The organism is Nocardiopsis sp. iso_237 (assembly GCF_056173345.1).
Genome location: NZ_CM149669.1, coordinates 4863365 through 4887659, shown reverse-complemented (window position 1 = coordinate 4887659; position 24295 = coordinate 4863365). Strand labels below are relative to the sequence as shown.

The 24295-nt window shown below is 71.3% G+C and carries 19 protein-coding genes; 12 read left to right on the top strand and 7 right to left on the bottom strand.

From position 1 onward, the window contains the following. Positions 1-10 precede the first annotated feature (10 nt). Entirely contained in the window at positions 11-583 is a 573-nt protein-coding gene (locus tag AC0VYM_RS22130) for a TetR/AcrR family transcriptional regulator (protein ID WP_475455170.1), read from the top strand. Between the two features lie 14 nt (positions 584-597). Here AC0VYM_RS22130 and AC0VYM_RS22125 read toward each other — a convergent pair whose 3' ends face one another. Further along, positions 598-1806 carry an ROK family transcriptional regulator gene (locus AC0VYM_RS22125; protein ID WP_475455168.1) on the bottom strand — a complete coding sequence of 403 codons (1209 nt, stop codon included), beginning with the start codon at positions 1804-1806 and terminating at the stop codon, positions 598-600. 173 nt (positions 1807-1979) lie between these two features. Here AC0VYM_RS22125 and AC0VYM_RS22120 point away from each other — a divergent pair, with 173 nt between their 5' ends. The 3 genes from AC0VYM_RS22120 to AC0VYM_RS22110 all read left to right on the top strand — a co-directional run bounded on the left by AC0VYM_RS22120 (position 1980) and on the right by AC0VYM_RS22110 (position 5143). Next, complete coding sequence (locus AC0VYM_RS22120) at positions 1980-3344, top strand: extracellular solute-binding protein (RefSeq protein ID WP_475455166.1); 1365 nt, start codon at positions 1980-1982, stop codon at positions 3342-3344. A 3-nt stretch (positions 3345-3347) separates the two neighbouring features. Continuing rightward, positions 3348-4241, top strand: a complete 894-nt coding sequence (locus tag AC0VYM_RS22115; protein WP_475455164.1) for a carbohydrate ABC transporter permease — start codon at positions 3348-3350, stop codon at positions 4239-4241. A 68-nt stretch (positions 4242-4309) separates the two neighbouring features. Beyond that, the gene (locus AC0VYM_RS22110; RefSeq protein ID WP_475463162.1) at positions 4310-5143 is read left to right on the top strand and encodes a carbohydrate ABC transporter permease; all 834 of its coding nucleotides are present in this window, start codon (positions 4310-4312) and stop codon (positions 5141-5143) included. Between the two features lie 63 nt (positions 5144-5206). Here the strand turns inward: AC0VYM_RS22110 and AC0VYM_RS22105 are convergent, their stop codons facing one another. After that, positions 5207-8278: an alpha-mannosidase gene (locus AC0VYM_RS22105; RefSeq protein WP_475455162.1), complete on the bottom strand. Its 3072-nt coding sequence runs from the start codon at positions 8276-8278 to the stop codon at positions 5207-5209. Between the two features lie 344 nt (positions 8279-8622). Here AC0VYM_RS22105 and AC0VYM_RS22100 point away from each other — a divergent pair, with 344 nt between their 5' ends. Beyond that, complete coding sequence (locus tag AC0VYM_RS22100; RefSeq protein WP_475455160.1) at positions 8623-9378, top strand: ABC transporter ATP-binding protein; 756 nt, start codon at positions 8623-8625, stop codon at positions 9376-9378. Then, on the top strand, positions 9372-11891 hold the full coding sequence (locus tag AC0VYM_RS22095; RefSeq protein WP_475455158.1) for an FtsX-like permease family protein: 2520 nt from the start codon (positions 9372-9374) through the stop codon (positions 11889-11891). Before AC0VYM_RS22100 ends, AC0VYM_RS22095 begins: the two co-directional genes overlap by 7 nt. Before the next feature lie 58 nt (positions 11892-11949). Here the strand turns inward: AC0VYM_RS22095 and AC0VYM_RS22090 are convergent, their stop codons facing one another. After that, positions 11950-12621 carry a response regulator gene (locus tag AC0VYM_RS22090; protein ID WP_475455156.1) on the bottom strand — a complete coding sequence of 224 codons (672 nt, stop codon included), beginning with the start codon at positions 12619-12621 and terminating at the stop codon, positions 11950-11952. Positions 12622-12646: 25 nt separating this feature from the next. After that, positions 12647-14239 carry a sensor histidine kinase gene (locus AC0VYM_RS22085; RefSeq protein WP_475455154.1) on the bottom strand — a complete coding sequence of 531 codons (1593 nt, stop codon included), beginning with the start codon at positions 14237-14239 and terminating at the stop codon, positions 12647-12649. A gap of 297 nt (positions 14240-14536) precedes the next feature. Here AC0VYM_RS22085 and AC0VYM_RS22080 point away from each other — a divergent pair, with 297 nt between their 5' ends. From AC0VYM_RS22080 to AC0VYM_RS22070, 3 genes are all read left to right on the top strand, one after another. Continuing rightward, complete coding sequence (locus AC0VYM_RS22080) at positions 14537-15229, top strand: GntR family transcriptional regulator (protein WP_475455152.1); 693 nt, start codon at positions 14537-14539, stop codon at positions 15227-15229. 145 nt (positions 15230-15374) lie between these two features. Continuing rightward, a complete protein-coding gene (locus tag AC0VYM_RS22075; protein ID WP_475455150.1) occupies positions 15375-16724 on the top strand; it encodes an MFS transporter in 1350 nt (449 codons plus the stop codon). After that, positions 16721-17653, top strand: coding sequence for an ornithine cyclodeaminase family protein (locus AC0VYM_RS22070; RefSeq protein WP_475455148.1), 933 nt, complete (start codon positions 16721-16723; stop codon positions 17651-17653). The genes AC0VYM_RS22075 and AC0VYM_RS22070 overlap by 4 nt, the downstream gene beginning before the upstream one ends. A 333-nt stretch (positions 17654-17986) precedes the next feature. Here AC0VYM_RS22070 and AC0VYM_RS22065 read toward each other — a convergent pair whose 3' ends face one another. Genes AC0VYM_RS22065 through AC0VYM_RS22055 form a run of 3 tightly spaced genes read right to left on the bottom strand, consistent with a single transcriptional unit; the run spans position 17987 to position 21127 of the window. Then, on the bottom strand, positions 17987-19540 hold the full coding sequence (locus AC0VYM_RS22065) for a tripartite tricarboxylate transporter permease (RefSeq protein ID WP_475455146.1): 1554 nt from the start codon (positions 19538-19540) through the stop codon (positions 17987-17989). 1 nt (position 19541) lies between these two features. Beyond that, positions 19542-20138, bottom strand: a complete 597-nt coding sequence (locus AC0VYM_RS22060) for a tripartite tricarboxylate transporter TctB family protein (RefSeq protein ID WP_475455144.1) — start codon at positions 20136-20138, stop codon at positions 19542-19544. Further along, positions 20135-21127 carry a Bug family tripartite tricarboxylate transporter substrate binding protein gene (locus AC0VYM_RS22055; protein WP_475455142.1) on the bottom strand — a complete coding sequence of 331 codons (993 nt, stop codon included), beginning with the start codon at positions 21125-21127 and terminating at the stop codon, positions 20135-20137. The genes AC0VYM_RS22060 and AC0VYM_RS22055 overlap by 4 nt, the downstream gene beginning before the upstream one ends. 266 nt (positions 21128-21393) lie before the next feature. Between AC0VYM_RS22055 and AC0VYM_RS22050 the strand changes: the two genes are divergently transcribed. From AC0VYM_RS22050 to AC0VYM_RS22040, 3 genes are read left to right on the top strand one after another with little or no spacing between them, the layout of a single operon-like run. After that, positions 21394-22209 (top strand): IclR family transcriptional regulator, encoded by an 816-nt coding sequence (locus tag AC0VYM_RS22050; RefSeq protein WP_475455140.1) that lies wholly within the window; start codon positions 21394-21396, stop codon positions 22207-22209. Further along, entirely contained in the window at positions 22206-23432 is a 1227-nt protein-coding gene (locus tag AC0VYM_RS22045) for a CaiB/BaiF CoA transferase family protein (RefSeq protein ID WP_475455138.1), read from the top strand. The genes AC0VYM_RS22050 and AC0VYM_RS22045 overlap by 4 nt, the downstream gene beginning before the upstream one ends. Further along, positions 23429-24274, top strand: a complete 846-nt coding sequence (locus tag AC0VYM_RS22040) for a citryl-CoA lyase (RefSeq protein WP_475455136.1) — start codon at positions 23429-23431, stop codon at positions 24272-24274. Before AC0VYM_RS22045 ends, AC0VYM_RS22040 begins: the two co-directional genes overlap by 4 nt. Positions 24275-24295: the final 21 nt, after the last annotated feature.

Here is a 24295-nt window from a genome sequence, read left to right as displayed (position 1 = left end):
GGGGGAGATCGTGAGCGGCACGACGGAGCGGGTCGACGGACGACGGGCCCGGGGCGAGCGCAGGCGTGAGGAGATCATCGCCGCGACGCTCCGGGTCGTGGAATGCGACGGCGTCGCCGGGGTCACCCACCGGGCGGTCGCCCGGGAGGCGGACGTTCCGGCCAGCTCCGCCGTCTACTACTTCAAGACCATGGACGACCTGCTGGTCGCCGCGCTGACCGCCGCCTCGGACGCCTACATCGACCAGCTCACGGCCCTCCAGGAGCCCGGTCGGGACGCGGCGCGGGCCGTCGCGGGACTGGCCCGGGTGATCTCAGGAGCCGGTGGTGAGGGCCGCGCCCGGGCCCTGGCCGAGCGTGAGCTCAACCTGTTGGCCGCCCGTCGCCCGGCCCTGCGCCCGGTGGCGCGGAGATGGCGCGAGGCGGTGTCGGAGGTGGCCCGGCAACAGGGTGTCGACGAACTGACCGTCCGCCGCTTCGCCGCCACCGCCGACGGCCTGTGCGCCAGGATCCTGCTCGGGGACGAGGACCTCACCGAGGACCGAGTGGCCGAGATCCTCCGCCACGCCCTGCGTGAGGACTGACTCCGGACCCCGGCTCACACGCTGGTGACCTCGGGCGCGTACGCCGAGTGCAGTACCAGCGCGGCCGCGCCGATCGCGCCGACGTCCTCGCCGATGCTCGACGTCTCCACCCGCACCCGCCGCATGGAACGGGCGATCGAGCGCTCCGAGACCGCGTCGAGCAGCGCGGTGCCGTACAGCTCCCCGACGTGCGACATACCCCAGCCGCCGAGCACCACCAACGGCACGTCGACCAGGTTGAGCAGGGTGGTCGCGGCCTGGCCGAGGCGGCGACCGGCGGCGGACACCACTTCCAGGGCCACGGGGTCGCCGGCGTGCGCCTCACGGCACACCCTGCGGTACGCGGCGACCGTACGGGCCTGCCCGCGTTCGAAGTCCGCCGTGCCCTCGCCCCGGCGCCTGGCCGCGTCCGAGGCGACCGCGTGCGGCGCGACGTAGGTCTCCAGGCAGCCCCGGTTCCCGCACGGGCACTCCGGCCCGCGCGGGTCCACCGTCACGTGGCCGATCTCGGCGGCGTTCAGGGTGGCGCCGCGGTAGACCCGGCCGTCCAGGACGAGCCCGCCGCCCACCCCGGTCCCCACGTACACGAGGGCCATGTCCGAGGACCGCTCCTCGCCGCCGGACCAGCGCTCACCGATGGTGGCGGCCGTGGCGTCGTTGTCGAGGACCACCTTCAGGCCGGTGCCCTCCGCCAGTGCCTCACGCAGCGGCACCGATCTCCAGCCGGGCAGGTGGGGCGGGGTGACGGCGCCGCCCTCGGTGTCGAGCGGGCCGGGCGTGGCCACCCCGAGCCCGAGGATGCGGTCGGGGACGTTCGCCTCCGCCACGATGGCGCGCACCGACCTGCTGAGGGCGTCGATCACCCTCTGCGGCCCCTGCGACGTGGGGGTGCGCCGACGGCTCCGCGCCACGACCCGCCCGGCCAGGTCCGTGACGACGAGCGTGGTGGAGGCCGGGTCGATGTGCATCCCGACCGCGTAGTAGGCGCCGGCGTTCAGCCGGAGCACCGTCGCCGGTTTGCCTCCGCGCGAGGTGGCGCGGCCGTCCTCCAGGACCAGCCCGTCCTCCAGGAGCCTGCGCACGATGTTGGACACCGTCTGGGCGGTCAGGCCGGTCTGCTCGGCCAGTTCCACCCGGCTGATCCCGTCGGAGCGGCGCACGGCGTCGAGCACCCTGCTCTGGTTGAGCCCGCCCAGCCACAGCAGGTTGGTGCTTGTGCGCATACGCCGATTCCCTCCGCCCGATCGGGCCGCTGACTGACCACATGAGGGTAACCGCCCCGGAAGAGCCCACTTCACCCATTGTCTTTATCCAAGGTTTTTAGTAAGCAAGTGATGTGAGTCACGTGTCGGGGGCTTCGGGTGCCCGGCACCCCACTTCTGCGCGAGGGGCCACGATGAGGAGAAACCGACGGAACACCATCCGTGCGGCGGTCGCCGTCCCGCTCCTGGCGCTGGTCGCCTCGGGCTGCTCGACCGGCGCCGACCGGGACGAGGACACGGTCCGGGTCGTCTACCAGAAGTTCGGCACCTTCATCGCGATGGACTCGCTGATGCGCCAGGTCAAGGAGGACTTCGAGGACGCCAACCCCGGCGTCACCGTCGAACTCAACGCCATCGAGGCCCAGGCCGAGGACTACCAGACCCAGGTCAACCTCATGAACGGCTCGCCCAGCGAGGCACCGGACCTGATCTACCAGGACACGTTCACCATCAACCAGGACGCCGACGCCGGATACCTGATGCCACTCGACGACCGCTTCGACGCCTGGGACGAACGCGACCAGTACAGCGACCAGGAGGCGGTGGCGGTCACCTCGCTGGACGGACAGCGCTACGGAGTGATGCTCGGCACCGACGTGCGCGGCCTCTGGTACAACACCGAACTGCTCGAACAGGCCGGGGTCGACACCCCCTGGACACCGGCCACCTGGGACGACGTCCTCGACACGGCCCGCACCGTCCGGGCGGAACTCGGAGACGACGTGGTCCCGCTCAACGTCTACTCGGGTACCCCCGCCGGTGAGATGGCCTCCCTCCAGGGCTTCCAGATGCTGCTCAGCGGCACTGAGGGCGCCCTCTTCGACGACGCGTCGGAACAGTGGGTCACCGGCAGCACCGGGTTCACCGACTCCCTCGGGTTCGTCCGGACCCTCTACGAGGAGGACCTCACCCTCGATCCCCAGGACGCCCTGGACGCCAACGTCGGCACGGTCAACAACGAGGAGCGCTTCCCCTCCGGAGGGATGGCGATCAGCCTGGAGGGCTCCTGGGCCACCCAGTCCTGGATCGAGGAGGCCAACCAGCCCTGGCCCGAGTGGGAGGAGGTCATGGAGTTCACCCCGATGCCCACCCAGAACGGTCAGGGAGCCGGGGCCACCAGCATGTCCGGTGGCTGGGCGCTCTCCATGGGCGCCAACGCCACCGACCCCGACCTCGCCTGGGAGGTGATGACGTACGCGCTCAACCAGGAGAACGGCGTCAAGTTCGCTGTGGAGGGCGGTCAGATCCCGGTTCGCGCGGACGTCGCGGAGGACCCGGCCTTCCTGGAGGAGTCCCCGAAGGCCGAGGAGTTCGCCTCCCTGGTCGACATCACCGGCTTCCGCCCCGCCTACAGCGAGTATCCGAGGATCTCGCTGGCCGTCCAGGAGGCCATGGAGAGCGTGATGCTCGACCAGGCCACCCCGGAGGAGGCCGCCGCGGTCTACGCCGAAGAGGTGGAGGGCATCGTCGGTCCCGACAACGTCACGACGGGTTCCTGACCGGTGGCCACCATCGGGTCCCGCCGACCCGTGGCCCGGGCGGCGCGGTGGGCCGTTCCGATGGCCCCGGCCCTGTTCCTGCTCCTGGCCTTCTTCGCGGGGCCCATCCTGTGGACGGTGTGGGCCTCCCTCACCAACGCGGCCCTGACCGGGGCCCAGGCCGCGCAGACCGAGTTCGTGGGGTTCGACAACTTCACCCAGCTGCTGTCCGACCCCCGGTTCCGGGCCGCCACCGTCCTCACCGTCGTCTTCCTGGTGGGCTGCGTGTTCGGGCAGACCGTGCTGGGCCTCACCCTGGCCCTGCTGCTCCAGAACCGCAACGGGGCGGTCCGCGCCACCGTGGGCGCGATCGTGGTGGGCGCGTGGGTGGTTCCGGAGGTCGTGGCCGGGTTCGTCTGGTACGCGTTCCTCGAACGGGAGGGCACCCTCAACACGGTCCTGGGCTGGATCGGTGCCGGGTCCCAGAACTGGCTGTTCGCCGCCCCGCTGCTGGCGGTGGTGCTGGCCAACGTCTGGAAGGGAACCGCCTTCTCGATGATGACCTACTCGGCGGGGCTGTCGGAGGTCCCCGAGGACCTCAAGGAGGCGGCGCGGGTGGATGGAGCCTCCGGCTTCCAGGTGCTGTGGCACGTCGTCATCCCGCTCCTGCGCCGGACCCTGGCCACCACCCTGCTGCTCATCACGCTCCAGACCGTCCAGGTCTTCACCCTGATCTTCGTGATGACCTCCGGTGGTCCGGGCTCCCGGAGCACCACGCTCCCCCTGCTGATGTACCAGGAGGCACTGCGCATGGGAGACCTCGGATACGGCACCGCCATCGCGTTGGCGCTGCTCGCGGTCGCCGGACTGTTCTCGATCGTCTACGTGTGGATGCTCCGGAAGGAGGAGGGCCGGTGAGTGACCATCCCAGCCGTGGCCGAGGGCCCGCGAAGCGGAGCCGGAACACCGGTCGGCGGACGCGCGCCGTGGTCAGTGCCCCGAGCCGGGCCGCGGGCGGCTTCCTCGCCTACCTCGTCCTCGGCGTTCTGGCGGTGCTCTTCCTGGTCCCGATGCTGTGGATGGTCTTCGCGTCGGTGGACCCCGAACCCTCGCTGCGCGCCAGCCCGCCCTCGGGGTTCACGCTGGACCACTTCACGGCGATCATGACCCCGGAGGTCGTCTACCTGCCGATCTGGAACAGCATCCTGACCTGCGGGGGAGCCGCGCTCATCACCGCCGTGTGCTCGATGCTGGCCGCCTACCCGCTCTCCCGGTACAACCTCCGGTTCAGGAAGCCGTTCCTGTACACGGTGCTGTTCGCCACCGGACTGCCCGTCACGGCCATCATGGTGCCGGTCTACGGGATGTTCGTGCAGGCCAACCTGTTGAACTCGCTGGTGGCGACGACACTGTTCCTGGCCGCCAGCACACTGCCCTTCGGGATCTGGCTGACCAAGAACTTCATCGACGGCATCCCCCTCGCCCTGGAGGAGGCCGCCTGGGTGGACGGGGCCTCGGCCTGGCAGTCGATCCGCTACCTGGTGGCCCCGCTGCTGGCCCCGGGGCTGGCGGTGGTCGCGATCTTCACGCTCGTCACCACCTGGGGCAACTTCTTCGTCCCGTTCATCCTGCTCACGAGCCCGGACAAGATGCCGGCGGCGGTCCGCGTGTTCACCTTCTTCGGCCAGTACGGATCCGTGCGGTACGGCGAGCTCGCCGCGTACTCACTGCTCTACACGGTTCCCGTCGTCGTGCTGTACATGGCCGTCTCGCGGGCGCTGGGCGGCCGGTTCGCCCTGGGCGGTGCGGTCAAGGGATAGCCGGGTCGGCGTCGGGGGCCGGGGTCCGGACTCGGGACGGCGAGCCCGGACCCCGGGGTCGGGTCAGCGCTCGAAGCGCAGGGTCAGGATCTGGAAGGGCCGCAGTGCGGCCGACACCCGCAGGGTTCCCCGCCCGTCCGGGGCGGTGGTCGTGAGCAGCTCCGGTGCCTCCTCGTACTCCTCCTCCAGCAGGTTCACGGCGCGCACCCCCGAGGCCGGGAAACCGGTGCTCACCGCCGCCCGCGCACGACCTCCTCGGGCCTCGTACAGGCGCACCACCACGTCGCCGGAGCGGTCGTCGGCGAGCTTGACCGACTCCACCACCACACCGGGGTCGTCCACCGCCACCAACGGCTCGACCACGGCGTCTCCGGGCACCTCCCGTACCGGCAGGTTGATCCGGTAGCCCTCACGCACCGCGTCCTCGATCTCCGCTCCCGGGGCCAGGGCGTACCGGAACCGGTGTTCGCCCTGGTCGGTGTCGGGGTCGGGGAAGCGCGGCGCGCGCAGCAGCGACAGCCGGACCGTGGTCGTGGTGCCGCCGTCGCTCCGGACGTCCCGGGTGACGTCGTGCCCGTAGGTGGAGTCGTTGAGCACCGCCACCCCGTAGCCGGGCTCCGCGACGTGTACCCAGCGGTGGGCGCAGATCTCGAACCTGGCCGTGTCCCAGGAGGTGTTGGTGTGCGCGGGACGCCGGACGTGGCCGAACTGGATCTCCGACGACGACTCGTGCGCGCGCACGTCCAACGGGAAGGCGGCCTTGAGGAACTTCTCCCGCTCGTGCCAGTCCACGACCGTCTCCACGTCCAGGCGCCTCGCTCCGGGCGCCAGGGAGATCACCTGGACCACCGAGGAGTCCCCGAAGGAACGGGTGACGCGCAGGGCGGCGACGCCCGAACCGGGCTGTTCGGGTTCGACGGAGTCGGCCCGGGTGAGGTCCTCGGTGGTGTTGCGGTAGAACTCGTCCACGTCCCAGGCGTCCCACTGGTTGGGCAGGTCCTGGTGGACCTGGAGCAGGTTGCCCGGCTGGCCCGGGGCGAGTACCTCCCGTCCCTCCGACTCTCCGACCCTGTCCAGGACCGAGGTGACCAGACCCCGTTCGTCCACCCGTACCGTCAGCAGCCCGTTGTCCAGGACGAACCCGCCCGGAGCCTCCAGGTCCGGGCCGAGTGAGGCGTGGCCGGGGGCCGCCGTCCGCTCCCGGGGGAGGGCGCCCAGGGCCGGAACACCGTCGCGCTCGTGCGGGGTGGGGTTGAAGACCACGCCACCCCCGCCGGTCCCGCCACCGGCCAGGGCCTCCTGCGCCCCCGCGATGATCTCCCGGAGCTCCTCCGCGACCCGCGCGTACGTCTCCGCCGCCTCGCGGTGCACCCAGGCGATGGAGCTGCCGGGCAGGATGTCGTGGAACTGGTTGAGCAGGACCGTCCGCCAGACCTCCTCGATCCGTTCGTAGGGGTAGGGGGCACCCACCCGTACCGAGGCCGTGGCCGCCCACAGCTCGGCCTCACGCAGCAGGTGCTCCGAACGCCGGTTGCCCTGCTTGGTCGCGGTCTGGCTGGTGTACGTGCCCCGGTGGAACTCCAGGTAGAGCTCCCCCCACCACACCGGGGCGTCCGCGTACTCCTCGTGTGCCTTGGCGAAGAACCGCTCCGGGTGCTCGATCTCCACCGTGGGCGAGCCCTCCAGGTCGCGCAGACGCGCCGCGCGGGCCAGCATCTCCCGGGTGGGGCCGCCACCCCCGTCCCCGTGACCGAAGGGCACGAGGGAACGCGACGCGCCCCCCTTGTCCCGGAAGTTGCGAGAGGCGTGCGCGAGCTCGGCGCCGGTGAGCTCGGCGTTGTAGGTGTCCACCGGCGGGAAGTGGGTGAACACGCGGGTGCCGTCCAGCCCCTCCCACCAGAAGGTGTGGTGGGGGAACTGGTTGACCTGGCTCCAGGAGATCTTCTGGGTGAGGAACCAGCGCGACCCGGACAGCCGCACGAGCTGGGGGAGGGCGGCCGAGTAGCCGAAGGAGTCGGGCAGCCACACCTCCTGGGTGTCCACGCCCAGTTCGTCGCGGAAGAAGCGCTTGCCGAAGACGAACTGGCGTGCCAACGCCTCCGACCCGGGCATGTTGGTGTCGGACTCCACCCACATGCCGCCGACCGGGACGAACCGTCCGGCCTCGGCGGCCCGCACCACCCTTGAGAACACCTCCGGGCGGTGCTCCTTGAGCCAGGCCCACTGCTGGGCCTGCGACATCGCGAACACGAACTCCGGGTGGTCGTCCATCAGAGCCACCACGTTCGCACTGGTCCGCACGACCTTGCGGACGGTCTCGCGCAGCGGCCAGAGCCAGGCGGAGTCGATGTGCGCGTGCCCGACCGCGGACACCCGGTGGGCGCTGGCCGAGGCGGGGGAGCGCAGCGCCGGGGCCAGCACGCCCCGCGCCCGCTCCGCCGTGCCGGGGACGTCCTGGAGGTCGAGGGCGTCGAGGGTGCGGCCCAGGGTGCGCAGCAGCTCCCAGCGGCGGGGGTCACCGGTGTCGAGTTCACGCATGAGACCGCCCGCGACCTCCAGGTCGAGGGCGAGCTCCCACACCTGGCGCTCGAAGACGGCCACGTCGGCGCGGACCAGCCGGTACAGGGGGCGGTCTTCGGGGCCGCGCCCGGAGCCCAGGTCGGTCCGCTGGAACGGGGGGTCACCGAGGATGACCGGGTTGGCGGCCGCCTCCACGTGGAACTCGACGGTCTCGCCGCCGCTCACGGGGGCGCCGACCGGAATCCAGGCGTTGCGGGGGTTGAGGCCCTTGACCACGGTCCCGTCAGCGAGGTGGACCAGCCCCTCGCACTGGAAACCGGGCATGGCGTCGTCGAAGCCGAGGTCGACCACGGCCTCCACGGTCCTGCCCGCCCACTCGTCGGGGACCCGACCGCGCAGCCGGAACCAGGTGGTGCCCCAGGCCGGGCCCCACGCGTCGCCCACCCGCGCGGGTTCGTGGGGCGCACCGATGCCCTCCTCGGCGGGGACCGGTTCCCCGGGCGCGTCCCAGCGGGCCACCTCCAGGGGGATCGACGTCGTGTACACCGCGGGCCAGACGCGTTCCCTCAGGACGCGGTCCAGTCGTGCCTCGGTCAGCCGCCGGTCGTCGTGCACGGTGGGTCTCCGTTCGGTCGTCCCCTGGCAGATGCCGCGTACATTGCCAGCGCGGCGGCACTTCGTCAATGCTTTGGACGAAGTCCGTTCCGCGGGTGTCGGCCACGGGACCTCGCGGGCGTCGACGCGCCCGTCCAGCGGGCTTCCGGGGGCCGCGGTGGTGCCGATCCGACGATTCGTCGACTGGATCGACCGGTGTCGGCGGGTGTTCCCGTAGCAGCGCGACCCGACTTCCACCCCTGTCGTTGGTCAGGGGGCCACCCCGTCGGTCGTCAGTGTTGGCGCGGGGGTGCCGATTCCTAGCGTGGATTCCGGATGGTTGGACACGTGGGGGAAGGAACCGGATGAGCAGCACGCCGACCGAACGGCGCGACGCGGTACTCCAGGCGAGTGAACTCGTACGGCGGTACGGAGCGGGGGAGGCCGCCGTCACCGCGGTGGCGGGGGTGAGCCTCACCTTCGAGGCCTCACAGTTCACCGCGATCATGGGGCCGTCCGGCTCGGGGAAGTCCACGCTCATGAACCTGTTGGCCGGGCTGGACACCCCGACTTCGGGACGGGTGCTGGTGGAGGGTCGGGACCTGTCCCGACTCGACGACCGGGGGCTGACCCGGCTACGGCGCGAACGGATCGGTTTCGTCTTCCAGTCCTTCAACCTGTTGCCGGCCCTCACCGCCGAGCAGAACATCCTGCTGCCGCTCAGACTCGCCGGGCGGAGACCGGACCGCACCCACCTGGACGAAGTGGTGCGCACCCTGCGGATCGGCGATCGGCTGCGCCACAGACCGGCGGAGCTCTCCGGCGGGCAACAGCAGCGGGTCGCCATCGCTCGCGCCCTGCTCACCCGGCCCGCGGTGCTCTTCGCCGACGAACCCACGGGTGCCCTGGACGTCAGCACCGGACGGGAACTGCTCGCACTCCTCCGCGCCGCCAGTACCGAACTCGGTCGGACCATCGTCATGGTCACCCACGATCCGATCGCCGCGACCTACGCCGACCGGGTCCTGACGATGTCCGACGGTGTCCTGCGGGACACCCTGGAACGACCCACGACCCCGGAGGTCCTCACCGCCATGGCCCGAACGGAGCACCCGTGTTGAATCTGGCCTGGGCGCAGATCCGCTCCCATCCCGCCCGACTCCTCGCCGTCCTGCTGGCGGTCGTGCTCGGCACCCTGTTCCTGGCGGCCACCGCGGTGTTCTCCTCGACCTCGGCGGCCGGACTGCGTGCGGTGGCCGCCGCTCCGCTGACCGTCGCGGACGTGGTCGTGGACCGGGACCCGGAGGCGGTCGACCCCGGGCCGGACTGGGCCTCGGCCGTCGCGGAGCACCCCGACGTCGAGACCGTCACGGAGGTCCACGCACGAACCGTGCAGGTCGCCACAGACGACCTGCGCGGGACCGCGAACGTCTACGGGCTCGCGGACGATCCGGGTCTGCGCTGGTTCGACCTGGCCGAGGGCGACTGGCCCGTCAGCAGGTACGAGGTCGTGGCCGACACCGACACTCTGGAGTCGCTCGGACTCCGTGTGGGGGACACCGTACGGGTCTCCGGCAACCGGACCAACGGTTCCGAGGGGGACGCGCAGGGCGAGGAGGGGGAACGACCCGCCGGTGAGCACACGGTCACGGTGACGGGCAGCGTCGACCTGGACTTCCAGCCGCTGACTGGTGTGCGGTACACGTTCTACGCCCCCGAGGCGTACTTCGCCGGAGACAGCCCCCTCACGGTGCTGGCCGGTGTGGCCCAGGGGGTCAGCGCGGGGGAGGCGGTGACCTCCCTGACCGCCGCGCTGTCCCCGGAGCTGCACGTGATGACCGCCGAGGAACAGGCCCGGCTGGCCGCCGACCGTTTCGCGGGCGGTTCCCAGCAGCTCGATCTCATCCTGCTCGCGTGCGCGCTCATGGCACTGCTCGCGGCGGCCATGGTCATCGCCAACACCTTCACGATCCTGCTCTCCCAGCGTCGCCGTGACACCGCCCTGCTGCGCCTGGTGGGAGCGGACCACGGACAGGTGCGCGCGCTGGTCGTCGCGGAGGCCCTGATCATCGGATGCACCGGCTCCCTGATCGGGCTCGGCGCGGGGATCGCGGTCGGGTACACGGGGGCCTCCCTGGCCGGACTGGCCGGGGACGGTCCGCACCTCAGCCCGCTCCTTCTGGCCGGTTGCGTGATCATCGGCGTGGGCACCACCGTGGCCGCGGCCTGGGCCCCGGCACGCGGGGCCGCCGACACCGCCCCGGCCGAGGCCCTGCGGTCGGCACCTCTGGACGGCGCGGTGCGCTTCCGTGCGACACACGCACTGGGAACCGTGCTCGCTCTGTTCGGGGTGGGGGCCATGGTCGCCGGGGCACGGGTGGAGTCCCTGCCCCTGGCCCTCGGCGGGGGCTTCGCCGGAGCGGTCGGCGTCCTCATGGCACTGCGCTATCCGATCTCCCGACTGCTCCGTCTGGCGCATCGGCCGCTGCGGCGGATGGGCGGCGTGGCCGACCTGGCCGGGGCCAACCTCCGGCGCGACACCGGCCGGGCAGCCACCGCCACACTCGCGCTCGTCCTGGGGCTCGGACTGATCTCCGCGCTCACCACGGCCGCGGCCACGGGCCGGGCCACCATCGACGGCGACCTGGACTCCCGCTATCCGGTGGACGTCAGTGCCAGAGTCGACGAAGGGTCGGTGTCCCCGGGCACCGTGGAGCGGGTGCGGGAGATCGAGGGTCTGGAGTACGTGGAGTCCCCTCGGACCGCCCAGTTGGAGATCGAGGGCCTGGACCGGGTCACCGTGGTCGGTGTCTCCCCGCGGCTCGCTGAGGCCACGGGCTTCGAGGCGCTCCTGGATGCCGCCGCGGGCACCGACGCCGGGTTCGGCCCGGGCCAGCACCCGGCCATGTTGGTCTCCGGGGATCAACTGGAGGCGCTTGACGCCACGCCGGGGGAGAGCGTCGAACTCGGAGTGGACGGCGCCGCGCGAACCTTCACCGTGTACCCGTCCGCCCTGGCCACCGCCTCCGGCACGGCCGCCCCGGTGGTGCTGGTGGAGGTCCTGGAGGACATGGCGCGGGGGACCGCCAGGGGCATGGTGTGGGGTGTGTCGGCACCGGGGACGGACCGCGACCACCTCGCTGACCAGATGGACCTGGTCGCCGGGGCCGACCCGGAGGTCTCACTCGGCGGGGCGCTCAGTGAGCGCGGTGACCTCACGGAGGTCCTCGATCTCCTGGTCGCCCTGGCCTTGGTGATGTTGCTGGTCACGGTGGTGATCTCGGCTCTGGGGGTGGCCAACACCCTGAGCCTGTCGGTCCTGGAGAGAACCCGTGAGGTGGCCCTGCTGAGAGCCCTGGGGCTGAGCAGGGCCGGGCTGTGCGGCACGCTCGCCGTCGAGGCCGTGGTGATCTGCCAGCTCGGGGCTGCGCTGGGGGTGATTCTCGGTGTGCCCTTCGGGTTGGCCGGGGTGGACGCGATCGTCGGTGGGACCGCACCCCTGGTGGTGTCCGTTCCCTGGCGCGAACTGGGGCTGGTCCTGGCCGCTGCCCTCGTTATCGGGGTGCTCGCGACCCTGGCCCCCGCTGTCCGTGCCGCACGTGTCGCTCCGGCCGAGGGCCTGACCCGTGAGTGAGCCAGCGACCGAAGGCGGGCGAGGGACCGTGACCACACCGACCCGAAAAGAAGCGGAACTACCCGGAGCCCTCCGGACCTGGCTCCCTCAGACCGGCCTCGTGCGCGACCGCCGCGGCCTCCACCCTGTTGCGTACCCCCAGACGGCGAAGGATGGTGCTCACGTGGCCCTTCACCGTCCCCTCCACCATGTAGAGCCGCCTGCCGATGTCGCCGTTGGAGAGTCCCGTGGTCAGGAGGGCGAGCACCTCGTGCTCCCGAGCGGTCAATCCGGCCAGGCGTTCGCGGGCGCGCAACCGGGCCGTGGAGCGTTCGTGGGTCAGGCCGTCGAGAACCCGGCGGGCCACCTTGGGGGAGAGGAAGGCGCCCCCGTCCGCCACCGCACGCACCCCCAACAACAGCTCCCGGGGGTCGCCGGTCTTGAGCAGGAACCCGTCCACCCCGCCGTCGAGGGCCCGCACCATGTACTCCTCCTCGCCGAAGGTGGTCAGGATGACCACGCCGACCCCTGGCACGGCTCGGCGGATCTCCTCCGCCACCTCCAGTCCGTTCATCCCCGGCATGCGGATGTCGACCAGAGCCACGTCCGGCCGATGGGACCAGGCCAGCTCCACCCCCTCGCGGCCACTGGCGGCCTCGGCCACCACCTCGATCTCCGGGTCGTTGCCGAGTACCGCCCGCACCCCCGCACGGACCATCGCCTCGTCGTCGACCAACAGAACCCTGATCACACTCCGACCTCCCCGGACTCCTCCGTCACCACGGCAGCAACTCGACCGAGACCAGTGTCTCCGAGTCGAAGCAGAGCCGGTATCTGTCGTCATCACCCGAGACCAGGTCCGAGCTGGAGCGGTAGTAGCGGCACTCCTGCCCCTCGGGCTCCTCGGGCCAGGTATCGGGTGTGAGGGTTCCCGGGTGGACCTCGCGCTCGGGGAGCAGGGCCTCCACCGCGGCCCGTTCCTGACCGGGACGCAACCGCTCGAACACCTTCCGGTCGAGGGTGGAGCTCGCGGCCTCGTGCATGGTGAACGCCAGGAGCAGGCCGTACCCCACCATCGCCATGAGGACCGGAACCATCACGATCGTGCTGATCGCCCACAGGGTGCGGCGACGTATGAGGCGATGCAGGCGTGCCTCTCCCGTGTCGGGGGTGACATCTCCGGGGCCCGCGAAGCGACCCGTTCCCGTGTGGAACGGGACGTCGCCATCCACGAACCGACCCCCGGAATCCGCGCTGTTCCCGTCCCTGGCGTCGTCCGTCCCGTCACCGGTCGGGCCCGCCGCGTGGACTTCACGCCCCGGGAAGGCTCCGTCTCCGGTGACGCCCTCGCCGCCGAGCGGGGTCGGCTCCTCCACCGGCAGCCGGGCCGACACCACCCAGTGGCCGCCCTCGGGGCCGGCCGTCACCTCGCCCCCGGCCAGGCGCACCCGTTCCCGCAGTCCCACCAGGCCACTGCCGGTACCGGGGGCCCGGCGCGGGGTCGTGTCCCTTCGAGGCAGCGGATTGGTCACCGTCACCCGCACACCGCCCCCGTCGGGTGCGTGGTGCAGGACCACCCGTGGGTCCGTGCCGGGGGCGTGCTTGGCGGCGTTGGTCAGCGCCTCCTGCACCACCCGGTACAGCGCCCGGTCCGACATCACGGACAGGTCCGTGCGGCTGCCCTCCCGCTCCAGGGTCACGCGCAGCCCGGCCTCGCGCGAGCGCTCGACCAGTTCGGTGACGCCGTCGCCCAACGGCACCAGGGGCGCGGACTCGGTGTCGGCGCGCAGGACCCCGACCGCGACCATGAGTTGTTCCGCCGCCCTCCCGGCCGCCTCCCTCAGCTGACCGGCCTGGACCCTGCGCTCCTCCGGCAGGTCCGGCGCCGTCTCCATGGCCCCCGCGCCCAGGGTGAGCAGGCTCAGCTGGTGCCCGACGGCGTCGTGCAGGTCGCGGGCGATCCGTGAGCGCTCGCGCATCCGTGCCCGCTCGGCCATCAGCCGCCATTCCCGGTCCAGGGTCCGAGCCCGTTCCCAACCCGCCCTTTCCAGGGCGGAGGTACTGCGCAGGTACAGGCCCAACAGCCACGGCAGGACCACGGCGAACGCGGCCAGGACCCCGCCGGTCACCCACATGCCCACGGGGTGGCCGCCGAACACCAGTAGCCCCACCCCGAGCAGACCCACCACGGTGAACGCGCATCCGGCCACCCGTGGGTCACGGGACAGCCGCCCGGTGAGCAGGGCTGGCGCGGGTACGGCCATCACCAGAAGCGGCCATTTCGGGGTCAGGGCCAGCAGAAGGAGCACGGTGGTCAGGGCCAGGTGACCCACGGGCGCGCGGAGGGGACGGAGACGGAGAGGGCGCATGATGGGGAACGTAACCCGCGGGACGCGGCCGTGTCCCCTGTCGAAAGTCAGGGTCGCACCATTGCTGGTGGCAGTGCCGGTCCGGTCGGCGTGGCGGGCTCCCTCGTTCGGTCCTCCCCCGCGGCTCGACCCACCTCACCCCGGCGCCACCCCGGCCCCCGCGCGGTCGTCCCGTGACCCTCCGTGTCGTACTTCCCACTTCTTCCGTGCGTGCCGGGAGCGGACTTTCGAGGGGATCGGGCCCGGGCGCGTGGCATCCTGGGACGACGCAGTCCGGTCTGGGAGGAACAACAGCACATGAGCATCGACGCGTCGCGGGACCGCTCGCGGCCGGTCCTCGGTTCGCTCACGGAGCACGCCAGCCTGCGCGCCCGGGTGACCGACGTCCTGCGTGAGGCCATGATCGCCGGGGAGCTCGAACCCGGTGTCGTCTACTCGGCCCCGGTCCTGGCCGAACGCCTCGGTGTGTCCGCGACCCCGGTACGCGAGGCCATGATGGAGCTGACCCAGGAGGGACTCGTGGAGACCCTCCGGCACCGGGGGTACCGCGTGGTGGAGTTCGGCGACGTCGCGCTGGACGAGCTCATCGAACTCCGCGCGCTCATCGAGGTCCCCACGGTCGGTCGGGTCGCCGCGATCGCCACCGCCGAACAGATCGCCGCGCTGCGTCCGCTCGCGGACCGGTTGACGGAGACCGCCGAGACAGGGCAGCTGCGCGAGTTCATCGCCAACGACATGGCCTTCCACCTCCAGATGCTGTCCATCGCGGGCAACCAGAAGCTGGTGGACGAGGTGCGCAGGCTCCGGGGGATGTCGCGGCTGTCGGCGCTGCGGGGTCTCTACGAGGAGGGTCGTCTGGTCGACACCGCGCAGGAGCACCACGCCTTGCTGGATCGCCTCGAAGCCGGTGACACAGCGGGTTCCGAGGCCCTCATGCGCCACCACCTCGGCCATGTCCGGGGGGTCTGGGCGGGCCGCGCGGAGGTCTGACGCAGGGCGGGGCGGAACACGAACCAGGTAGTTGAGCTGCGTCGATTAGGTCACGGGCCTTGATTCGGTGAGGGTGCAATTGTACGTTGCACAAGTTCCCATCTTGAGGCCCCTCTTCGTCGGGCCCTGATCCGAGGAGTTGTGAGTGGCCTCGCAGCACTCGGTGGTCGGTAAACCGGCCACCAACCGCCGTGTACTCTTTGGCAGCCTCAGCGGCAGCGCGATCGAGTGGTTCGATTTCTTCCTCTACGCCACCGCCGCGGCGCTCATCTTCGACAAGCAGTTCTTCCCCAACGACGACCCCGTGATCTCGTTGATGCTGTCGTACCTGACCCTGTCGCTCACCTTCTTCATCCGGCCGTTCGGCGGGATCGTCTTCTCCCACATCGGTGACCGGATCGGGCGCAAGAAGACCCTCGTCATCACCCTGTCGCTCATGGGCGGCGCCACCGTGGCGATCGGCCTGCTGCCCACCTACGACCAGGTCGGCCTCCTCGCCCCCGTCCTGCTGATCCTGTGCCGGATCATCCAGGGCCTCGCGATCGGCGGCGAGTGGGGCGGCGCCCTGCTGCTCGCCTACGAGTACGCCCCGGAGAACCGCCGCGGCTTCTTCGGCTCGGTGCCCCAGACCGGCATCACCATCGGCATGCTCATGTCGACCGTCGCCTTCGGCCTGGTCAGCCTGCTCCCGGACGGTGCCTTCGAGGCCTGGGGCTGGCGTCTCCCGTTCGTCGCCAGCATCGTCCTCGTCTTCGTCGGCCTGTGGATCCGCAAGGGGCTGGCCGAGACCCCCGCCTTCCGTGAGGCCAAGGAGAGCGGCAACGTCGCCAAGCTGCCCATCCGGGACACGCTGCGCGACCACTGGCGCTCCGTCCTCGTGGCCGTCGGCGCCAAGGTCGTCGAGACCGCCCCGTTCTACATCTTCGCGACCTTCGTGGTCAGCTACGCCACCGGAACGCTCGACATCCAGCAGTCCGTGGTCCTCAACGCCGTCAGCGCCGGTGCGCTGGTCAGCACCCTCGGCATCCTGCTCATGGGTGCGCTCTCCGACCGCGTCGGCCGCCCGAAGGTCTACCTCGCGGGCACCCTGCTCATCGCCCTGTTCGCGGCGCCCTTCTTCATGCTGCTCGACCTCCAGATGAGCTGGGCCGTGTACGCGGCCGTCGTCATCGCCCTCGGTGTGGCCTGGCCCCCGGTCACCGCCACCCTCGGCACCCTCACCTCCGAGATCTTCACGACCCGTGTGCGCTACACCGGCGTGACCCTCGGCTACCAGATCGGCGCCGCCCTCGCCGGCGGCACCGCTCCGCTGCTGGCCACGTGGCTGCTGGCCCGCTTCGACGGTGCCTGGTGGCCGATCGCCACCTACCTGGTCGTCCTCGCCGTCATCTCCTTCGTCGCCGTCGCGTGCTCCGGCCTGGTCGTGCGCAAGGAGAGCGCCCTGATCGAGGCCCGTGAAACCGCCGCCAACGAGAACTCCAAGGTGTCCGCATGACCGAAACACACACCGGCCTGCCCTTCGTCAGCGCGGAGGAACTGCGCGAGCGGGTCGGCCCCAAGCGGGCGTTCGAGCTGATCGAGCGCGCCCTGCTCGACGGTTTCGACCCCTCGCGGGACCCGGCGCGGTCCCACGCCGGGGCCGGAGACGGCCACCTGCTGCTCATGCCCTCGACCCTGGGTGACTGGGTCGGCGTGAAGGTCGCGTCCGTGTCCCCGGACAACCCCGCGCGCGACCTGCCGCGCATCCAGGCCGTCTACATGCTGATGGACGCCAGGACCCTCACCCCGAGGGTGTTCGTCGACGGTGTCACTCTGACCTCCCTGCGCACCCCGGCCACCTCCGCCGTGGCGGCCGACCGCCTGGCCGCACCCGAGGCGTCCCGCCTCGTGGTGTTCGGCAGCGGCCCCCAGGCGGTCGAGCACGTCGTCGCGGTGGCGGGCATCCGCGAGCTCACGAGCGTCCGGATGGTCGGCCGTACCCCGCACCGTGTGGACGCCGCCGTCCAGGAGCTCGCTGAGCGCGGAATCACCGCCGAGACGGGCACCGAGGCCGACGTGGCCGAGGCCGACATCGTCGTGTGCGCCACCTCCGCCAAGGACCCGCTGTTCGACGGCTCCCTGGTCCGTGACGGCGCCTGTGTGGTGGCCATCGGATCGCACGTGGCCGACCGCCGCGAACTCGACGCCGCCCTGATGGGCCGTTCCCTCGTGGTGGTCGAGGAGAGCGACGCCGCCCTGCGCGAGTGCGGGGACGTCGTCATCGCCATCGAGGAGGGCACCCTCACCAAGGCGGACCTCGTCGGCATCGCCCCGCTCGTCCGGGGTGAGGTCACCCGCCGCACCGACCGGCCCAACGTCTTCAAGGGCTCCGGCATGTCGTGGGAGGACCTGGCCGTCGCCGTGGGTGTCGCGCCCACGCTCTGACCGGTCCGAGGGCGGACCAGTCGCCCGGGCCGGACCGTCCTGTCGGCCCGTGTGACACCGGGGCTCCGCACCGCGAGGCGACTCGCGGTGCGGAGCCCCTTCTCCATGGAGCACCCCGGCCATGGGACGCTCCGTCGTTCAGTAGCTGCCGTGCCCGACCTCCCACAGCAGGTCCCCGATCTCCCCCACCAGGGACTTCGGCGCCCCCAGCCGGACACCCCCTCCGTGAAGGAGCGCTCCGCCTCGCGCACCGGTCGATCTGCGGCTCGGCCCGCCACGTGTCCCTGAGCATCCCCGCCGACGCGGGAACCCCCGTGCCGGACCGGGCTCGGATCACGCGGTCGGGGTGGTCTCGCGCTCGGACGGGGCGTCCGGGCGCCTGGCGGCGCGCATCCGTGCCACCACGACGATGCCGACGGCCAGCAGGATGACGGCGTAGATGCCCAGGGTGATGGGACCGGTGAACATGACTCCGACGTCCCCCTGCCCGATCGCCAGTCCGCGACGCAGTTCGGTCTCCGCGAGGGGACCGAGGATGACGGCGATGAGCACCGGGGCGACGGGGATCGCGTACCTGCGCATCATGAACCCCAACAGTCCGAGGAGGATCAGCAGCCACAGGTCGGTGACCGAGTAGGAGGAGGCGTAGACGCCGAGCACCGCGAAGCCGGTGATCCCGGCGTACAGGTACCTCTTGGGGATGAGCAGCAGCTTGGCCCACAGCGGGGCGAAGGGCAGGTTGAGGATCAGCAGCATCACGCTGCCCACGAAGAGGCTGGCCAGGAGCGCCCACACGAGGTCCGCGTTGCGCTCGAACAGCAGGGGTCCCGGCTGCATGCCGTACTGCTGGAACGCGGCCAGCATGATGGCGGCCGTGGCCGACGTCGGCAGGCCCAGCCCGAGGAGGGCGCCCATGGCGGTACCCGCGGTCGCGCTGGCGGCGGCCTCCGGAGCCGCCACACCCTCGATGGCGCCCTTGCCGAACTCGTCGGGGCGCTTGCCGCGCCGGGCCCGCAGCTGGGAGAGCTTGCGCTCCGTGCCGTAGGCCAGGAAGGTCGGGATCTCCGAACCCCCGGCCGGGATGGTGCCGAACGGCAGGCCGAAGCCCAGGCCGCGCACCCAGGCGGGGACGGCGCGGCGCAGGTCCCCGCGCTTGAGCCAGAGGGTGCCACCGGTCCTGACCGGCTGAGCGTCGTCCCGCTGCCGGTGGATCCGCGAGGCCACGTGGAGCACCTCGCCCAGAGCCAGCAGTCCGACTGTCACCGTGACGATGCCGATCCCCTCGAACAGCGAGGGCACTCCGAGGGTGAACCGCGCCGCGCCGCTCTGCGCGTCGATGCCGACCATCGCGATCGCGAGGCCCAGGGAGAGGGCGATGAGACCGCGGACCATGGACTGGGCGACGACGGCCGAGGTCGCCACGAAGGCGAAGACCGCCAGGGCGAAGTACTCGGCGGGGCCGAACCGCAGGGCGATGTCGATGATGACACCGGAGAAGAACGCCACCACCGCGGTGGAGACGACCGCACCGAGGAAGGCCCCGATGGCGGAGGTCGCCAGCGCCTGGGAGGCCTTGCCGCGCAGCGCCATCCTGTGGCCCTCGATCGCGGTGGCGATCGCCGAGCTGTTGCCCGGCGTGTTCATCAGGATGGACGTGGTGGAGTCACCGAACAGCCCGCCGTAGTAGACGGCGGTGAACATGATGAAGGCGCCCGTGGGGTCGAGCTTGAACGTGACCGGGAGCAGGAGGGCCACGGCCATGGCCGAACCCAGGCCCGGCAGGACCCCGACCGCGGTGCCGAGGACCACGCCGACGAAGGCCCACAGCAGGTTCTCGGGGGTGAGGGCGGAGGCGAAACCGCCGCCGAGGAGTACGAGTGTGTCCATGTCAGAGCACCCCGCCCAGGATCCCCGAGGGGAGGTTCAGGCCCAGGCCCGCGACGAACGCGAGTTGGACGACCGCCGAGTAGACCAGTGCCACCGCCGCCTCGAACAGCGAGCGCCTGCCACCGAACGCCGTGCTGACGCCGAAGAACAACAGGGCTCCGGACAGCAGCCAGCCGAGGGGTTGCAACAGCAGGGTGAAGACGATGACCGAACCCAGCACCAGGCCGACCGTGCGCCAGTCACTGTGGGTGGCGGTGCGCCGGGCCTCCTGGCCCTCGACCAGGTCACCGACGATCCCGGCGGAGTCCGTGTCCGAGACGCCGTCGGCCGGGGGAACGGCCGGTTCGCGGGCGACCTGGACGATCAGCAGCGCCCCGAGCACCAGCATCAGTCCGGACACCAGACCGGGGAAGAGCTGGGGGCCGGGCCCTGTGGAGGTGTCTGGGACGTGCATGGCCATGGTCTGCGTGGCCAGGAAGGCGCCGACCCCGATGACGAGCAGGCCGACGAAGACCTCGCTGCGTCCCCGGAGCCAGGCCCGGGCCGGGTGGGACGCCCGCGAGGGCGCGGGCGGCGCTGATTCTCTCTGTGGGTTCATGACAGCCCCAGGTCCTTGGTGACGTCGGTGATGCGGGTGATCTCTTCCTTGAGGAAGGCCTCGAACTCCGGACCGGACTGGAAGGTGTCGTCCCACCGGTTGCGTTCGAGGGTGTCCTGCCACTCGGGGGTGGCGACCATCTCCTCGACGATGGCCGTCAGCTCCGCGCGTTCCTCCTCGGTGATCCCGGGCGGCGCCATGAAGCCCCGCCAGTTGGGGAGCACGGCGTCCACGCCCTGTTCGGGGAGGGTGGGATGGTCCTCCAGACCGGTGACCCGCTCGTGTGCGGAGACGCCGAGGACCCGGAGGCTCCCCGTCTCCACCTGGTCACTGAACTCGTTGTAGCCGGACACGCCGACGTCGATGCTGCCCGAGAGCAGGGAGGTGAGCGCCTGGGCGCCGCCCGCGAACGGGATGTAGTTGACGTCGGTCGGGTCGAGGCCCTGTGACTGGGCGGCGAGCCCGGCCAGCAGGTGGTCGGTGCCTCCGAGCGAACCGCCGCCCACGGCCACCGCGCCCGGGTCGTCCTCCCAGGCCTCGATCAGGTCGTTCATGTCCTGGAGGGGTGAGTCGTCACGGACCACGAAGACCTCGTAGTCGTCCGCCACCCGTGCGATGGGGACGACGTCATCCAGGGTCTGGGCGGAGTCGTTGACGATGATGCCGCCGATCATGACGGTCCCGGTGGTCATCAGGGTGGTCGCCTCGCCCTCCCGCCGCACCGTCTGCGCGAGACCGATCGTGCCCCCCGCTCCGGGCAGGTTCACGACCTGGGTGTTGGCCACGACGTCGTTCAGACGCATCGCGTGCTGTGCCTCCCGTGCGACGAGGTCCCAGCCACCGCCCGGGTCGGCGGGCACCACGATGTCCACCCGGGCGCGGGCCTCGGCTTCGTGCGTCTGTGAGAGCGCGGCGTTCACCGCGGCGGCACCCACGACGAGGGTCGCGCACACGGCCCCCACCGCACGCAGGGTGCGCTGCTTGTCCATCTTCACTCCCTCTCGACCCCAGTGGTCCACCAGGTGGACCTAATGGGCCGCTGATTGGTTCAGAGAATGATGCAAATCACTCGGAGGTGTGTCAATGCGTCCGGGAAATCTTTCCTTAACGAAGTCGTCACGCCAGCTGGGGTGCGTCATCCCTGGACAGAAGCCCCGTGCCGAGGGGGTCGGCTCGGGGGCCTCTGGCGGTTCCAGCTTCGGTGGGTTACCCTGACCCCCAGAATGACCATCTAGTAGACCAATGAGTCCACCAGGTGGACCACGATGGGAGGGTGATGGCCGGGGACACCGAAGGGGGAGTGCGCAGCGTGGTGCGCGCGCTCGACCTGTTGGACCTCTACGACGAGAGGAACCAGCGCTACACCACACGCGAGCTGGTGGAACTGACCGGTCTGGCCAAGACCACCGTCCTCCGCCTGGTCGGAACCCTCGAACAACGGGGGCTGCTCTGGTCCGGTTCGGACGGCCGCGTCGGAGCCGGACCGGGGCTGCTCCGCTGGGCGCGCCTGGCCCACGCCGTCTGGCAGGTGCCCGAGTCGATCCGCGTGATCATGCGGGACCTCACCGTCGAGACCTCCGAGACCGTCAACCTCTACGTACGCGCGGACACCGTTCGGGTCTGCGTCGCGCAGGAAGAGGGCCCCCAGCGGCTCCGACACGTCGTGAACACCGGCGACGAGATGCCCCTCTGGGGCGGTGCGGCCAGCAAGGTGCTCCTGGGCGGAGCTCCCGAGTCGGTGGTCCGGAGGGTCGCCGCGGCCTCTCCGCACGGACCGCAGTACGTCGACCGCCTGCTCACCGAGATCGCCGAGGCCCGCGCCCAGGGGTTCGCGGTCAGCCACGGCGAACGCGAACACGGTGCCTCGGGCGTCGCCGCCCCGGTGAACGGTTCCGGTGGAGGTCCCGGACCCGTCGCCGCGCTGGCGGTCGGCGGGCCCACCGCGCGCTTCACCGACGCCTCCGTCCGTGCCTTCAGCGGCGCGGTACGCGAGGCGGCGGAGCGCATCGGACGGATCGGGTTCGACCCGGGATCGGAGAACGTGGCGACCGAGGACAAGGAGAACAGATGAGCACCGCGACAGCCGCGCGTGACCCCCTCCCCCTGGAGGGGGTCCGCGTCCTGGACCTGACCAACGTGCTGGCCGGGCCCTACGCCGGATACCAGCTCTCCCTGATGGGCGCGGACGTCGTCAAGGTGGAGGTGCCCGGCGCGGGCGACCTCGCACGCCAGCTCGGAGCCTCCTCGGAACTCAACGACCAACGCGTGGGGGCGTCCTTCCTCGCCCAGAACGCGGGCAAGCGGTCGCTGACCCTGAACCTGAAGTCCACCGAGGGGCGCCGGGTCCTGAGAACGCTGGTCAGGGACGCGGACGTGCTGCTGGAGAACTTCCGGCCGGGGGTCATGGAACGCCTGGGCTTCGACTGGGAGACCCTGCGCGGCCTCAACCCGGGCCTGGTGTACTGCGCCGTGTCCGGGTTCGGCTCCGACGGGCCTCTGAGCGACCGGCCCGCCTACGACCAGATCATCCAGGGCCTGTCCGGGATGATGGACGCCACCGGCACGGAGGAGACCGGCGCCCTCCGTGCCGGCTTCCCGATCGCTGACGTCCTGGGCGGGCTGGCCGCCGCGTTCGCTGTCGGAAGCGCTCTCGTGCGGCGTGAACGCACGGGGGAGGGCACACGCCTGGACGTGTCGATGCTGGAGACCGCCATCACCGCCATGGGGTGGGGGGTCTCCAACTACCTCTCGGCGGGCGTGGAGCCCTCCCGTATCGGCAACGAGAACGCCACCGCCGCTCCCTCGGGCACCTTCTCCACCGCCGAGGGCACACTCAACATCGCGGCCAACAAGCAGGAGCAGTTCGAGACCCTCTGCCGCCTCCTCCAGGCCTCGGAGCTCGTGGCCGACCCCCGCTTCGGCACACGGGAGAACCGCAAGGCCCACCGGGTCGCCCTGCGCGACGAACTCGAGGAGCGCCTGGCGAGCCGGAGCGCGGCGGACTGGGAGAGGGTCCTGTCCGAGGCGGGGGTCCCCGCGGCACGGGTGCTCAGTGTCCGCGAGGCCCTCGAACTGGAACACATCGAACACCGGGGCCTGGTCCGCACACTGCCGTTCCCCGGTCGGGACGACCGCGACCTGCGCGTCCTGGGCAGCGGCGTGCACGTGGACGGCGCCTCCCTGGGGCCCGACCGTTCGCCACCCCTCCTGGGTGAACACACCGACCAGATCCTCCAGGAAGCCGGTTACGAGCAGAGCGAGGTCAACGCGCTCAGAGAGGCGGGTGTGGTGTGAGTGATTCCGACGCCCCGACCATGACCCACGAGGAGATCGGTGACTGGTGGTCGACCTCCCTGACACGTATCGCCCCGGGTGAGATCGAACTGCGCGGCTACCCCGTGCAGGACGTCATCGGCCGCCACGGTTTCGTCGAGGTGGTCTGGCTCATGCTCAGGGGCGAACTGCCCGAGCCGGCCCAGGCCCGCATGCTGGAGTCCGCGCTGGTCGCCGGGGTCGACCACGGACCCCAGGCGCCCTCCATCGCGGCCGCCCGGATGGCCGCCACCTGCGGGCTGGGACTCAACAACGCCGTCGCCAGCGGAGTGAACCTCCTGGGAGACGTGCACGGCGGCGCGGGCCAGCAGTGCGTCGCCCTCCTGAACAGGATGGCGGAACTGCGCTCCGACGGCACCGCCGCCGACGACGTGGCCGAGGCGATCGTGGCCGAGTACCGGGAGAGGGGCGGCTACGTCCCCGGGTTCGGGCACCGCTTCCACCCCAGGGACCCCCGCCGCGACCCCCTCCTGGGCATGGTCCGCGAGGCGGTCGGTGCGGGAATCGTCGAGGCCGGACCGCTGGAGTCCGCACTCGCCCTGGAGAAGGCCCTGGAGGGACGCCGGGGCAGACCCGTTCCGATGAACATCGACGGGGCCACGGCGACCGTCTACGCCTCCCTCGGCTTCGACGCCGAACTGGCCCGCGGGCTCTTCGTCCTCTCGCGGTCGGTCGGGATCCTGGCCCACGCCTGGGAGGAGAGCAACAGCGGCGCGAGGATCAAGGGTCCCCTCCCGCGTACGGTCCTCGCCGGTTACACCGGCCCGGCGACCCGCCTCCCGGGCGAGGCCCACGACGACTGAGCCGCTCGCGGTGCCCCCGGC

Bases quoted from the DNA above. Each gene is read 5' to 3' on its own strand.
- AC0VYM_RS22125 (WP_475455168.1), bottom strand. From the start codon at position 1,806: ATGCGCACAAGCACCAACCTGCTGTGGCTGGGCGGGCTCAACCAGAGC.
- AC0VYM_RS22120 (WP_475455166.1), top strand. From the start codon at position 1,980: ATGAGGAGAAACCGACGGAACACCATCCGTGCGGCGGTCGCCGTCCCG.
- AC0VYM_RS22100 (WP_475455160.1), top strand. From the start codon at position 8,623: ATGAGCAGCACGCCGACCGAACGGCGCGACGCGGTACTCCAGGCGAGT.
- AC0VYM_RS22085 (WP_475455154.1), bottom strand. From the start codon at position 14,239: ATGCGCCCTCTCCGTCTCCGTCCCCTCCGCGCGCCCGTGGGTCACCTG.
- AC0VYM_RS22080 (WP_475455152.1), top strand. From the start codon at position 14,537: ATGAGCATCGACGCGTCGCGGGACCGCTCGCGGCCGGTCCTCGGTTCG.
- AC0VYM_RS22070 (WP_475455148.1), top strand. From the start codon at position 16,721: ATGACCGAAACACACACCGGCCTGCCCTTCGTCAGCGCGGAGGAACTG.
- AC0VYM_RS22065 (WP_475455146.1), bottom strand. From the start codon at position 19,540: ATGGACACACTCGTACTCCTCGGCGGCGGTTTCGCCTCCGCCCTCACC.
- AC0VYM_RS22060 (WP_475455144.1), bottom strand. From the start codon at position 20,138: ATGAACCCACAGAGAGAATCAGCGCCGCCCGCGCCCTCGCGGGCGTCC.
- AC0VYM_RS22055 (WP_475455142.1), bottom strand. From the start codon at position 21,127: ATGGACAAGCAGCGCACCCTGCGTGCGGTGGGGGCCGTGTGCGCGACC.
- AC0VYM_RS22045 (WP_475455138.1), top strand. From the start codon at position 22,206: ATGAGCACCGCGACAGCCGCGCGTGACCCCCTCCCCCTGGAGGGGGTC.